Raw genomic sequence first — 12,064 nt, forward strand, 5'->3', positions numbered from 1 at the left:
TCGTGTACTATCACAGACGCGAAGTAAGAATCTTTCGAGGGGCAGCCGAGAACATCGCAATAGCCAACTATCGCGTATATTCCCACGGGAAGAGTTTCGAGTTATCTTTGAATGACGAAACGCTGGTCAGTCGCGCTCGCCGAGCGCCGACTCCAGTTCGCCGACGACCTCGGGGTTGCGGAGCGCACTGGTGTCACCGAGGTCGTCGTCGTTGGCGATGTCTTCGAGGAGGCGGCGCATCACCTTCCCGGAGCGCGTCTTGGGGAGTTCGGGTGTGAACACAACCACGTCCGGGACGGCGATGGGGCCGATGGCAGCGTCGACGGCGTCGGCGATGCGCTCGCGGAGCGCGTCCTCGTCGGTGTCCTCGGCGGCGCTGACGTACGCGTAGACGGCCTGCCCCTTGAGGTCGTGGGGACCGCTGACGACGGCGGCTTCGGCGACACCCTCGACGTCGGCGATGGCGGATTCGATTTCCATCGTCCCGAAGCGGTGGCCGGAGACGTTGATAACGTCGTCAACGCGCCCGAGTAACGTGATGTAGCCGTCCTCGTCGACGGTTGCGCCGTCCTCCGTGAAGTACGCCCAGTCGTGGTCGGAGAGGTCCGGGAAGACCGGCGCTTGGTCCGTGAACCAACTGTCGTTCTCGACCATCGACAGCGGCATCCCCGGCCACGGGCTCGTGACGACGAGGTAGCCGGTGTCGCCCGGCTCGACGGGGTCGCCGTTGCCGTCGACGACCTTCGCGTCGATGCCGGGGAGCGGGAGGCCCGCCGACCCTGGCTTCATCTCGTCGATTCCCGGGAGCGTGGTGACCATCATGCCGCCGGTCTCAGTCTGCCACCACGTGTCCACTACCGGGCACTCGCCGTTCCCGATGTGTTCGTGATACCACTTCCACGCGCGCGGATTGATGGGTTCCCCGACCGTCCCCAAAAGGCGGAGGCTGGAGAGGTCGTGGCTGTCCGGGTGTTGTTCGCCCCACTTCATGAACGCGCGAATAGCGGTCGGCGCGGTGTAGAAGACGTCGACCGCGTTGCGCTCGATGAGCTCCCAGACGCGGTCCTTCTCGGGGTGGTCAGGTGTCCCCTCGTAGAGCATCGTCGTCGACCCGAGCGCCAGTGGCCCGTAGACTGTGTATGAGTGCCCGGTAATCCAGCCGATGTCTGCCGAACACCAGTGCGTGTCCTCGGGCCGAATGTCCAGGACGGCGTGGCTCGTCCACGCTGCGTGCGCGAGATAGCCGCCCGTCGTGTGGCGAACGCCGGTGGGTTCGCCTGTGGTCCCGGACGTGTAGATGAGGAACAGCTGGTCGGTCGCGTCGCGGGGTACGGGGTCGACGGTCTCGCCGCGGTGTTCGGTGACGAGGTCGCCGTAATCGTACTCGTCGTCGGCCAGCGGCGTGTCGTCCCCAAGCCGGTCGACGACGACGGTCGCTTCGATGCCGTCGTCGAGCGCGATGGCGGCGTTGTCGGCCTTGTTCTTCTGGTGGACCGGTGCACCACGTCGGTAGTAGCCGTCGCAGGTCACCAGGTACTCCGAGTTGGCGTCGTCCATGCGCATCGCGAGCGCGTCCGCGGAGAAGCCAGCGAAGACGACCGAGTGCGGCGCGCCGATGCGTGCACACGCCAGCATCGCGATGGGGAGTTCGGGGACGACGGGCATGTACAGCGTGACGACGTCCTCCTCCTCGACACCCAATTCGCGGAGTGCGGCTGCGAACTCGTTGACCTCCCGGTAGAGGTCGAGATACGAGTACGACCGGGACTCGCCGAGGCGACCCTCCCACGTCAACGCGACCTGGTTCTTCCGGTCGTCGAGGTGGCGGTCGATGCAGTTGTAACTGGCGTTCAGGGTCCCGCCGTCGAACCAGCGGAACGGTGGGCCGTCTCCACCGAGCACGGCGTCGTAGTCGTCGTTCCAGTCGAGAAGGTCGGCGGCGCGCGCCCAGCACGCCGGCCACTCGCGTTCGAACTGCTCGCGAATGTCGGGGTCGGTGACGTTCGCTTGGTCGACGAACGACGCCGGTGGCTCCACGGACTCACCGGCGCCCCCAATGTGCCACGACTCGTCGCCCGGCATTGATTGGAACCTACGGCCTAGTGCGAATAAACGTTCTCCCTCCAGCAACTCCGCGAGAAGCGGCCTGCAAACTTACTACGCCGGGGGTCCGAGGGCGCGTATGAGTGTCGTCGCGGAAGTCGCGGTGCCGGCCAACTCCGTCGCGATGGCCGAGACGCTCGCGGCTGCCCCCGAGACCGTGGTGGAAATCGAGCGCGTCGTCGCGCACCCGGATGGCCGGCTCACGCCGTACTTCTGGGTGCACGGCGACCTCGACGCCTTCGAGTCGGCGGTCACGGACGACCCGACAATCGACGAGGCGACGCGCCTAGACACCCACGAGGCAGAAGCGCTCTACCGCGCCGAGTGGCCGGGCAGGGTCAAGTCGGTAGCGAACGCGGTCGTCGAGACGGGTGGGACACTCGTCTCCGCGACCGGCCAACGCGGTGGCTGGGAGCTCCGCATCCGGTTCGAGGACCCGGACCAACTGCCCGCGTTCTCGACGTACTGCGAGCGCCACGACGTGAGCTACGAGGTCCAGCGCGTGTACCGCTCTGGTGAGGCGGGCGCGCCCGACCGATTCGGCGTCACCGAGAAGCAGCGTGAGGCACTGGTCGCCGCCCTCGACGCGGGATTCTACGAAGTCCCACCGGAGGCAACGATGGACGAAGTCGCAGATGAACTCGACATCAGCCAGCAGGCGCTCTCGAAGCGACTGCGCCGCGGCCACGGCAACCTCGTCGGCGACGTCTTCGACGCGCCAGATTCGACGGAGGGCGAGCGGGCTCCTCACCGGTAGTGTGACCGAGGGCCACAGCACGAACAGCGGAGTGGCGATGGTACTTGAATGGGTTGTATATACTCGGCCATCCCTCTTCGACGCGAGTCATCTGCGTACCGGGTAGCGACGATGGCAGACGACGGCAGTGACACAGGTGGTTCACCTGACGTTATCGTTGGTTGTACGGACTGTAGCAGCACGTACCCCGCACAGCAAGCCGGCGACGGCTACCGGCCCATCGGGACCGACGGCACGTGTGACTGCGGAAACGACGAATTCGAACCTATCGACGCAGACTGACCGCTCCTCGCACAGGAGCGAGTCTTTCTACCCAACCGGAAAATCGACTGAAAGCGACGACAGCAGCCTAGAGGCCAGCGACGTCTTCGATAGCGTCGGTCAGCGCTTCAATGCTCTCGACGGTGTGCTCGCCCATGTGCCCGATACGGAACGTCTTCCCACCGAGCGTCGACCCGTAGCCGTTCGAGAACGCCATGTCGTACTCCTCGGAGACCTCGTCGATGACCGCCGCGATGTCCAGGTCCTGCGTGTTCTCGATGCAGCTCACGGTCTGTGACTCGTAGCCCTCCTCGGGGAAGACGTCGAAGTGCTCGTGCGCCCACTCGCGGGTGTACTCGGCCATCTCCTGGTGACGCCGATCGCGCGCGAGGTGGCCCTCCTGGAGCATGTGCTTCATCTGCTTGCGGTACGCGAGCATGATGGGAATCGCGGGCGTCGAGTGCGTCTGGCCCTTCCGGTCGTAGTAGTCCAGCGAACGCTGGAAGCCCCCGTACCACGACGCCGAATCCTTCTCCAGTTCGCGGTCGTAGGCGTCGTCGCTGACGACGCAGACCGCCAGCCCCGGCGGCATCGCGAATGCCTTCTGCGTGGACGCGAAGATGACGTCGATGTTGTGTTCGTCGATGTCGACGTAGTCGCCGCCGAGCGCGGAGACAGCGTCCACGACGAAGTACGTGTCCGGGTAGTCGGCGACGACGTCGCCGATTTCCTCGATGGGGTTGCGGACGCCCGTGGAACTCTCGTTCATCACGGTGGCGACGACGTCGTAGTGCTTGTCGCTGGACTCGAGCGCGTCCCGGATGTCGCCGGGCTTGATGGCCTCCCCCCAGTCGTACTCGAGGCGGTCGACGTCCTTCCCGAGTCGCTCGGCGACGTTCGCGTGGCGCTCGCTGAAACTCCCACAGGTCGGTACGAGGATGTTCTCGTCGACGAGGTTCAGCGTCGAGGCCTCCCAGAACTCCGTCCCCGACGCGGTGAGGATGATGACCTCGTTGTCAGTGTCGAGGAACGTCTTCGTGTCCTCGACGATGGTCGTGTAGAGGTCCGTCATCTGGTCCATGCGGTGGCCGAACATCGGTTCGCACATGGCTTCCAGCACCTCGTCGCGGACTTCCGTCGGCCCCGGGATGTACAGCGTCTTGTCGTCGTAGTCGCCGGTGTACTCGCGTTTTTCGGTCATGGGAGCGGCTGAATAGCGATTCCTTCACAGCAACGCGGGATGTGTGTTTTGATACAGTCGACACTGGCCGGTGTGGGCCGTAGCGTCGCTGTCCTACATTTCCCAGAAATCTGGAACCGTACACCGCTTTTCCGGGGGTAGCCGATGTACTCGAAGGTGACGGAGCCGCAAAGCGCCGCCCGAACCACCATCGCGAGCACCCCACTATGCCATCGAACACTACGCAAGCGGCCGACGCCCCCACGGGACGCATCGGCACCGAGCATCCCCCGCAGTCCGACGACCGGTTCCCCATCCCGCCCGTGGAGTTCCGCGACGACGAGGCCCGACGTATCTCTATTCGCACGGCCGACGCCGATGACTTCGACGCGCTGGCGGCGATGTACGGCGAATTCGGTGCCGAGAGCCGCGCACAGCGGATTCCACCGGTTGACGAACGTCGCCGACGTGACTGGCTCGAGACGCTGCTCGCGGACGGCTGGGACGTCGCCGCGTACCACGAGGGGACGCCGGTCGCCCACGCGTCGCTCGTCCCCATCGACGAGTCGACGGCGGAACTAGCCATCTTCGTCGCGCCCGGCTACCAGCTCGCTGGAATCGGTTCCCGGCTTCTCCGGACGCTGCTGGGCTACGGGAGCGCCCACGGCGTCGAGGGCGTCTGGCTGACTGTCGACCGGACGAACCGCGTCGCACTGAACCTCTACCGGTCTGTCGGGTTCGAGGCGGTCGGCGGCGGTGCCGAACGCGAGATGGAACTGGACTTCTAACCAGAGAGTTCGCGGACGACCAGCGAGATGCCGAGACCGGCCGCGAGCAGGACGACGAGGTTGAACACGGCGCGGAACAGCGAGCGGAAGTCCGGGCCGATCCACTGGCCGATGGCGGCGTTCGCGCTCGTGTAGAACTGGAAGAGCGCGACGACTGCGAGCACGCCCAACACGAGCAGTGTCCCGCGGAGCAGGAGGTCGCGGACGTTGCGTCCGTCGATGGCCGGTTCGTCGGTCGGTGCGGAGTCAGATTGGTCAGTCATGAGCGTGTCCTCCAAGTGATGGCTGCGCCGATTGCGAGCGCGACAACCGCGAGCGCGGGCCCGAACCCGGGGACGCCACCACCGGTACTCCCCTCACTGTCAGGCGTCGGCTGTGGCTGGTCTTGGCCGTCCGTCTGTTCGAAGTCCTCGACCTGGAGGCCGACGTCGCGGACGGTCGTGTTGGCCTCGATGCGTTCCTGCGGGTCGAGGTTCGCCGCGCTACGCGCCGCGTCCACGATAACGCCGTTCTTGCGGAGGACCGCGTCGAGGTAGTAGTTGTAGCCGGCGGGCACGGTGACTGTCGTGCTCGGGGCGACGGTTTCGCCGGGCGCGACCTCCGAGACGGAGATGGTCGTGCGCGCTGCGACGATGTTCGAATCGGCCTGTCGCACGATTAGCTCGACTGTAACGGGGCCAGACGGGGCTGCACCGCTGTTCGTGAGGTACGTCGAGACGTCCAGTGCCGTCCGATTGGGGCCAGCGTCGGTGACGGAGTACTGAATCGATGGGAGCCCTGCGGCGAAGTCGTGGAACGCCGCCCGGCCGCCCGCTTGTACGGTGCCGACGCCGCGAACGGTCTTCGAGACCGTGCCGACCCGCTGGTCGTCGCTGTACAGCACGGTCTCGATGCGGTAGCCGCCCTCGCGGGCGACCGAGATGTTGGCCTCGACGGGGACCTCCCTGTCGCCGGTGATTGTGTCGACGTCGACCCTCCGAGTCGTCTCGACGAGACCGGAGTCGAGGTCGACAGCGCGCACGAGGATGCTGACGTTCTCGGACGTTCCACCGTAGTGTCGGAGGTACGACGTCACGCCCAGTGTGACTGTTCCGCCGGAGACGTCGTTGGTGGCTAACGTCACTTCCTGAATGTTGGCGCGGCCGGGACGGACGTCATCGGGTTCGCGGTCAGCGAACACGCCGGGGACCGCGACCATCGTCACTGCGGAGGCGACGAGTAGTACCGCGATTCCAACGGCCAAGACGCGTTCCCGGCGCATGGCTGACAATTTCAGCCAACACCGGCAAGGGTCTTGTGGTGGACGCGACCACGGAATGATAGTGGGAGTGCGCTCGCACCGAACCGTGTGCTCGACGGCGACGAGAACAAGCAGTCGTCTACGGCGCCGGGGTGAGCTGTTCGACTTCCTGCACGAGGTCGTTGTAAAGTTCCTCGGCCTGCTCGTCGTCGTAGTCCGTGTGGTACTCCTTGGGCACGCCGCGCTTGGCGAGATTGACGTGGCGGTCCGGGGTGACGTCGTGCTGTTCGAGGCTCTTGCGCGCACACTCCAACGGGCAGCCGTCGACGACGAGCATCGGCCGGCCCGACGTCGCGGTGTTCACGAGCGGTGGAACGTCGCCGCCAACGCCGGCAATACAGGACATTTCCGCGACGCGCTCGCGGTCGAGCCTCACTGCGAGGTCGTTGGCCATCTGGGCAGCGCTCGAACAGCCCGAACACGAGTAAACCAGTGGAAGGTCGTCGTAGTCGGTCATCACGACACCGTTCGCGGTTCCACGTCGAAAGCCGTCCCCCGAAATTGTTCGCCTGCGAGCCGGACAATGGTTTGGTAAGGGGACGCATACCTCGACAAAACTTATTGTACAGGGGCAAAATTGACCAATCGACAGCGGCTCGGAGCGACCGAGCCCACACCGGGTGACACACCGATGACCACCACACTCCACGCACCGGACGCCCGCTCGATTAGCGGGTCGTCTGGAGTCTCCGTGGGGTTCGTGGTCGCCGGCTACCGCCCGAACGCGCAGTCCGCGTCCACCCTCGCCGCGTGAAGCGGCACCGAACCCCCGGGGAGGACGCGGCTGCCGTCTACAACTACGGCACGACTGTGTCTTCTCCGTGGGTCGAGTGGTGAGCGCGGGCTGTCGCTCCCGACAGCCCGTGGACGCCGGCCTCGCCGGCACCGAGTTCGACTCTCGGCGGGAGCTTATGGCAACTGCCAGCCAGCAGGTCCGCCTCGTCGCGGACCTCACCATGCACGTACCGCGCGACACCGCCGGCGACCTGGAGTGCGGCGCAGCGAGCGTCGTCGAGGGTGTCGACATCGTCGACAGCGTGGAAGCGGTCGACGTCACCGACCTCCGGCCGCGACTGAACGACCTCCAAATCGACGCGACCGTCACCGTCACCGTGGAGACGCCCGCGGACGAGGATAGCGAAGCCGCGGCCCGAGGCGCCTTAGCCGACGGCTTCGGCGTCGACGCGGTCGAACGCGTCCGCGTCGACCACGCCCAGGGTGGCGCGGAGACGCCCGTCTTGGAGCACGGCTAACCCAGAATCAGCGGTAGTGGGGCTCGCTGTCCCGACCCGGCACGCCTGGGTCGTCGGGAAGCCCATCGCCGCGTTCGTCCGGGAGAACACCGGGGTCCGCGCTCCCGACGGCACCCGGGTCCGTCTCCGTAAGTGAGTCGTGGAGGTCCGGGATGTCCTCGAGGCTCGGCCCAGCCTCCGGGTCCGGCCGGAGCACGGGCTGCGGGCGAACGCTCTCCTCGCGACTTTCGTCGCCAGTTTCGTCGTCGGCAGCCTCGGCGTCGTCGAGTTTTGCTTGTATGCGAGTGACGGAGCGCTCGAACTCGACTGACTCGTAGTGGTCGAGCGCGGCTTCGAGGTGGGCGAGGCGGTCGCTGTTGTCGTCAGCGACGATGGCGCGGCGCTCGTGGCGCTGGCCGGCGAGGTGGTCGCGCATCTCCGCGAACCGGTCGTCGGGCACGCCCTGCTCGCGGAGGTCCGCGAGCGCGTCGTCGAGGACGGCAACGGCGCGCTCGTGGTTCCCAGTCGTAGACAGCATGTTCGACTGCACGACAGCGTGGCTGTACGTCGGCTCCCACGGATCGAGGAACGATTGCGATTCGGCGACCTCGCGTGCGGTCTCGAAGTGCGCGAGCGCGAGTGCGTGATTGCGCTTGCTGCGGTGGCGGTGGGCTGCCGCGCGGGCGCGCTCGTAATCGGCGTGTCCCGCAACCCACTCCAAATCGATGGTACGGGCTGCCGCAGCGGCGCCCTCGTGGAGGAGTTCGTCCGCACGCGAGTCCGAGCGACCGACCTCACCCGTCCAGTAGAGTGCGTTCGCGAGTACGTACGCGAACGTCGGGAACGATTCGCCGGCCGCCGGGAGGACGGCGTCACGCCACGCCGCGCCGCGGTCCCAGTAGTCCGCGCGCTCGGCAGCGGCCTTCGCGTCCTCGAAGTCGGTGTGGTCGGTGTTGGCAGCACGGCGCGCGGCGGCCTGTTTCGCGTCGCGGACGCCGGCGGTGCGAGCGACCTGCGCGAGGTAGTGTGCGAGGAAGCGGCCGTCGTCGCGCTCGGCGAGCAGCGGCAACTCGTAGCCGAGGTCCGAGAGGAAGCGCCGCGTCTCGCCGGCGGTGTCGTGGGCGACTGCGGTCGCGTCCGCGAGCGCGTCCAACACGGTCACGTCGCCGATGGCGTCGACGGCGTCCAGTCCGTTGACTAGCGCCTCGAACTCGTCGGCAGTAGCAACCGGTGGGCCCGTGGCGGTCGTCGCTGCGATTCGCACGAGATCGTAGCGGGTCGCGTGGAGGTCGTCGGATGCACCCTCGCTCGCGGTGGCGAGTGCGTCCACGAGGGCGGTGAACCCTTCGACGTCGAGGAACGGTCCGGAGGCGAGCACGAGCGCGATCGGGGAGTGAGCGGCCGCGAGCAACTCGTGTGCGGCCGCTTCGTTGCCGTCGATAGCGGCCGTGAGTTGGTCGTCGAACGTCGGGCCAGGGAAGCGGAAGGCTGTGTGAGCCCCACTAGTTCGGAGTCGGACGCGCGCGAGGCCGGCACCGTCGTGGACGGTTACCCACAGGGTTTCGTCTTCCCACGTGGTTTCGCAGCCCGTCGTCATGGAGACAGTAGCATCGGCTGCTGCCGGGACGGAGAGCGTGTAGCGACGCTGGGGGTCGCCGTCGGCGAGCTCGTGGTCGCCGGCGACTCGCGTGACAGTGACGGAGCCGCCCGGAGCCGGGCGGGTCCAGCGGAAGCGCCGCGTCATTACACCGGCGTAGGGGCCGGCGTGGCTTCAGGGCACGGATTCCACACCACACGTCCGCAATCCGAGTTACGCGGCGTCCAGCAGCCGCCGGGCGCGGTCCGCCGCGGCTGACTCGAACGCAGCGACGTCGATAGGCGCGTCGTCGCCGTAGAGGCGAGCGTACTCCTCGCGTGCGAGGAGGTCCAGCACGCGGTCCACGACCTCGTCGACGTCGGCCGTCGGGTCGCCGGCCGTGGCCTCGCGGGCACGCTCGACGCGAGCGTCGGTGACGAATCGCTCGGCGAGGTCCGCGGGGTCGGCGTCGAACGCGACTGGTTCGGGCCGCTCCAGCGAGTCGGCGTAGTGGACTGCGCGGTCGCCGGTCTTGTTCCGGACGAGGACGCCTGCTGCGGAGCCGTCGCGCCACGATGACTCGGGAACCGAGTAGTCGTCCGGGTCGAAGTCTGCACCCCGAACCTCCTTCGCGACGGCCGGCAGTGGCGTCAGACCGAGGCGGTCGTAGAGCGCCTCTACTGCGTCTGGAGGAAGGAATCGGTCGTCGCCGGCGTGGTAGACGTCGAAGCCGAGGAACCCGGGGAGCGTCGCCCAGTCGTAGTCGAGGGGCTGCTGGCGGGTGGCGGTACCGTAGAAGACGGCTGATTCGACGTCGTCGAGCGCGGCGCGGAGTGCGTCCCGGTCGAAGTGCTCGCGGACGTGCCGGACGGCGTGGCGGTAGCCCGGTGGCACGTCGTCGTGGTCGAAGACGCGGTCGGCGTCGCCGAAGCGGAGGAGGCCGGACTCGCGGAGTTGCACGCGGAGCGGGCCACCACACACCCACTCCTGAATCCAGAGGTGGCCGTCGAACAGAGAGGGCGGAGCGTCCGCGACGGTCGGGAGCGGCGGGAACGCATGCATTTCTTGAGGGTAGCGACTCCGCCGGGGTAAGCATTCGGCAGGGGTTCACGCAGTTCGAATGTGGTACGTTCGCACGACGCACGTCGATGGCAGCCTAATCACTTAGGCATACATCCAAAGGGAGTACAGTAGTATTGTTTAGGTGAGGTCTGGTCCGATGGCAAGCAAGAACATCCAATCCGACGGCATCGTCGAACAGTGCTCGGAGTGCGGGCGAGAGCAACCCCACGAGGTGTCTATCGACATCCTCACGGAGAGCAACGACGAGCAGAACGCGGAGTTCTCGCGCGAGCCCTACCGGGTCTCGGAGTGCAAGGCCTGCGGCACCACCACCAAGACCCGGATGAACAACGCGTAGCGGTGGCGTACGAGACGCGAATCGCGGGGGCCCTCCACCCCGCCGCGACCGACCGCTTCTACCGACTGGCGTTGACCGTTACTGGCCGTAGGACTGGAACTTCTCCTCGACGGTCCCCAACTGCTCGTCGCTGAGTTCCGCGGGCGTCCCGTGCTGGCGCGCCTGCAAGTACACCCGACAGAGGTTCTCCACGACGAACGTGTTCTCGACCGCCGACGCCAGGTCCTCACCGGTGACGACGAGCCCGTGGTGGGCCAAGATGCACGCCTGCGAATCCGCTGCCTCCATCTCCTCGACGACCAACTCCGCCAGGTCGTCGGTGCCGTACGGTGCGTAGTCCGCGACCGGCACCTTCCGGCCGACCGCCGTAATCATGTAGTGAATCGGGGGGAGTTCCTCGCCGAGCACCGCGAGCGTCGTCGCCCACGTCGAGTGCGTGTGGACGATAGCACCCGCGTCCAGCCGCCGGTAAATGCCGGTGTGCATCGGCACCTCGCTAGTCGGTTTCATCTCCCCAGCGACGACCTCGCCGTCCAGGGACACCACCGGAACGTCCGCAGGGTCGAACCCGTCGTAGGGGACGCCCGTCGGCGTCGCGGCGAACCGGTCGCCACGGCGCACACTCAGGTTCCCCGTGCGCCCAGGAGTCAGTTCTGCCAGCGTCGGTGCGTGGTCGACAACCGCGACGCGTTCACGAGCGAGCATTACAGTACCACCTCTAAGACCTCGCTGAACGCATCAATCTGGTGGTCGGGCTCACGATGGCCGGCCTCACCGTCCGTCTCACCGTTGAACAACACCGTCGTCAAACCCACCGCATTCCCGCCCTCGATGTCCGACTCGACATCGTTACCGACCATCACAACCTCGCTCGGCCGCAGATCGAGTTGCGCGAGCGGCAGCGTGAACATGTCGCTGGCAGGCTTCTCGCGACCCGTCTCCTCGGACGTCAACACCAGATCAACGTACTCTTCGATGCCAAGCGCGTCGATTTTCTCCATCTGAATGCGCGTCGTAAGATTACTCACGATCGCAACATCCACGTCGGACTTCCGGAGCGCAGCGAGCGTCTCCCGCACACCATCAAACAGTTCCATCTCCTCGACGTACGTCTCCCAGTACGCCTCCCCAAGCGCGAGCGCGTCCCGCGAGTGGTGGGTGCCCGTGTAGATTTCCAGCGCGCGCTTGAAGTAGAGGAACCGCTCGTGAGCCGACGCCGTCCCCGCAAGTTCGCGTTTCACCTCGCGGCGACCCTCCATGTACAGGTCGTCGAACGCCGCCCGCGAGACGTCGTACCCCAACTCGTGGGCTTCTCGGAACGCCGCCGCCTTCCCCGCCTCGTTGCACTCCGGATACGTGTAGAGTGTGTCGTCGAGGTCGAAGAACACCGCCTCGTAGCTCATACCCCCGGGTTCGCGCGAGAGCGTGATAGCAGTCACGGTCGTCC

15 protein-coding genes are annotated in these 12,064 nt (G+C 66.5%); 6 read left to right on the forward strand and 9 right to left on the reverse strand.

The genetic code is table 11. The features are described 5' to 3' along the window. Window positions 1–126: 126 nt before the first annotated feature. The gene (gene acs / locus LPA46_RS08735) at window positions 127–2,082 is read right to left on the reverse strand and encodes an acetate--CoA ligase (RefSeq protein ID WP_230892193.1); all 1,956 of its coding nucleotides are present in this window, start codon (window positions 2,080–2,082) and stop codon (window positions 127–129) included. A gap of 100 nt (window positions 2,083–2,182) precedes the next feature. Here acs and LPA46_RS08740 point away from each other — a divergent pair, with 100 nt between their 5' ends. Next, complete coding sequence (locus LPA46_RS08740; RefSeq protein WP_230892194.1) at window positions 2,183–2,860, forward strand: helix-turn-helix domain-containing protein; 678 nt, start codon at window positions 2,183–2,185, stop codon at window positions 2,858–2,860. 111 nt (window positions 2,861–2,971) lie between these two features. Next, window positions 2,972–3,142, forward strand: a complete 171-nt coding sequence (locus LPA46_RS08745; protein ID WP_230890561.1) for a hypothetical protein — start codon at window positions 2,972–2,974, stop codon at window positions 3,140–3,142. Window positions 3,143–3,209: 67 nt separating this feature from the next. On the opposite strand, the gene LPA46_RS08750 is transcribed toward LPA46_RS08745, so the two are convergent. After that, a complete protein-coding gene (locus LPA46_RS08750) occupies window positions 3,210–4,322 on the reverse strand; it encodes a pyridoxal-phosphate-dependent aminotransferase family protein (protein WP_230892195.1) in 1,113 nt (370 codons plus the stop codon). Between the two features lie 206 nt (window positions 4,323–4,528). Between LPA46_RS08750 and LPA46_RS08755 the strand changes: the two genes are divergently transcribed. Further along, window positions 4,529–5,089, forward strand: a complete 561-nt coding sequence (locus tag LPA46_RS08755; RefSeq protein ID WP_230892196.1) for a GNAT family N-acetyltransferase — start codon at window positions 4,529–4,531, stop codon at window positions 5,087–5,089. Here the strand turns inward: LPA46_RS08755 and LPA46_RS08760 are convergent. The 3 genes from LPA46_RS08760 to LPA46_RS08770 all read right to left on the reverse strand — a co-directional run bounded on the left by LPA46_RS08760 (window position 5,086) and on the right by LPA46_RS08770 (window position 6,846). Further along, complete coding sequence (locus LPA46_RS08760) at window positions 5,086–5,352, reverse strand: hypothetical protein (RefSeq protein ID WP_230892197.1); 267 nt, start codon at window positions 5,350–5,352, stop codon at window positions 5,086–5,088. The genes LPA46_RS08755 and LPA46_RS08760 overlap by 4 nt on opposite strands. Continuing rightward, window positions 5,349–6,350, reverse strand: a complete 1,002-nt coding sequence (locus LPA46_RS08765) for a DUF7490 domain-containing protein (RefSeq protein ID WP_230892198.1) — start codon at window positions 6,348–6,350, stop codon at window positions 5,349–5,351. The genes LPA46_RS08760 and LPA46_RS08765 overlap by 4 nt, the downstream gene beginning before the upstream one ends. A gap of 118 nt (window positions 6,351–6,468) precedes the next feature. Further along, on the reverse strand, window positions 6,469–6,846 hold the full coding sequence (locus LPA46_RS08770) for a putative zinc-binding protein (protein WP_230892199.1): 378 nt from the start codon (window positions 6,844–6,846) through the stop codon (window positions 6,469–6,471). Window positions 6,847–7,020: 174 nt separating this feature from the next. Here LPA46_RS08770 and LPA46_RS18820 point away from each other — a divergent pair, with 174 nt between their 5' ends. Together LPA46_RS18820 and LPA46_RS08775 are read left to right on the forward strand one after the other, a co-directional pair. Then, window positions 7,021–7,143, forward strand: a complete 123-nt coding sequence (locus LPA46_RS18820; protein ID WP_269073648.1) for a hypothetical protein — start codon at window positions 7,021–7,023, stop codon at window positions 7,141–7,143. 79 nt (window positions 7,144–7,222) lie between these two features. After that, window positions 7,223–7,642, forward strand: coding sequence for a hypothetical protein (locus LPA46_RS08775; RefSeq protein WP_230892200.1), 420 nt, complete (start codon window positions 7,223–7,225; stop codon window positions 7,640–7,642). Window positions 7,643–7,649: 7 nt separating this feature from the next. On the opposite strand, the gene LPA46_RS08780 is transcribed toward LPA46_RS08775, so the two are convergent. After that, window positions 7,650–9,365 (reverse strand): hypothetical protein, encoded by a 1,716-nt coding sequence (locus LPA46_RS08780; protein ID WP_230892201.1) that lies wholly within the window; start codon window positions 9,363–9,365, stop codon window positions 7,650–7,652. Window positions 9,366–9,431: 66 nt separating this feature from the next. Beyond that, window positions 9,432–10,259: an RNA ligase family protein gene (locus LPA46_RS08785; protein WP_230892202.1), complete on the reverse strand. Its 828-nt coding sequence runs from the start codon at window positions 10,257–10,259 to the stop codon at window positions 9,432–9,434. Between the two features lie 157 nt (window positions 10,260–10,416). Between LPA46_RS08785 and LPA46_RS08790 the strand changes: the two genes are divergently transcribed. Further along, entirely contained in the window at window positions 10,417–10,617 is a 201-nt protein-coding gene (locus LPA46_RS08790) for a DUF7835 family putative zinc beta-ribbon protein (RefSeq protein ID WP_230890552.1), read from the forward strand. Between the two features lie 78 nt (window positions 10,618–10,695). Here the strand turns inward: LPA46_RS08790 and LPA46_RS08795 are convergent, their stop codons facing one another. Then, complete coding sequence (locus LPA46_RS08795; RefSeq protein ID WP_230892203.1) at window positions 10,696–11,322, reverse strand: class II aldolase/adducin family protein; 627 nt, start codon at window positions 11,320–11,322, stop codon at window positions 10,696–10,698. After that, window positions 11,322–12,020 (reverse strand): HAD family hydrolase, encoded by a 699-nt coding sequence (locus LPA46_RS08800; protein WP_230892204.1) that lies wholly within the window; start codon window positions 12,018–12,020, stop codon window positions 11,322–11,324. Before LPA46_RS08800 ends, LPA46_RS08795 begins: the two co-directional genes overlap by 1 nt. Between the last annotated feature and the right edge of the window lie 44 nt (window positions 12,021–12,064).

It is taken from the genome of Halobacterium sp. KA-6 (assembly GCF_021029015.1).
Lineage (GTDB): Archaea > Halobacteriota > Halobacteria > Halobacteriales > Halobacteriaceae > Halobacterium.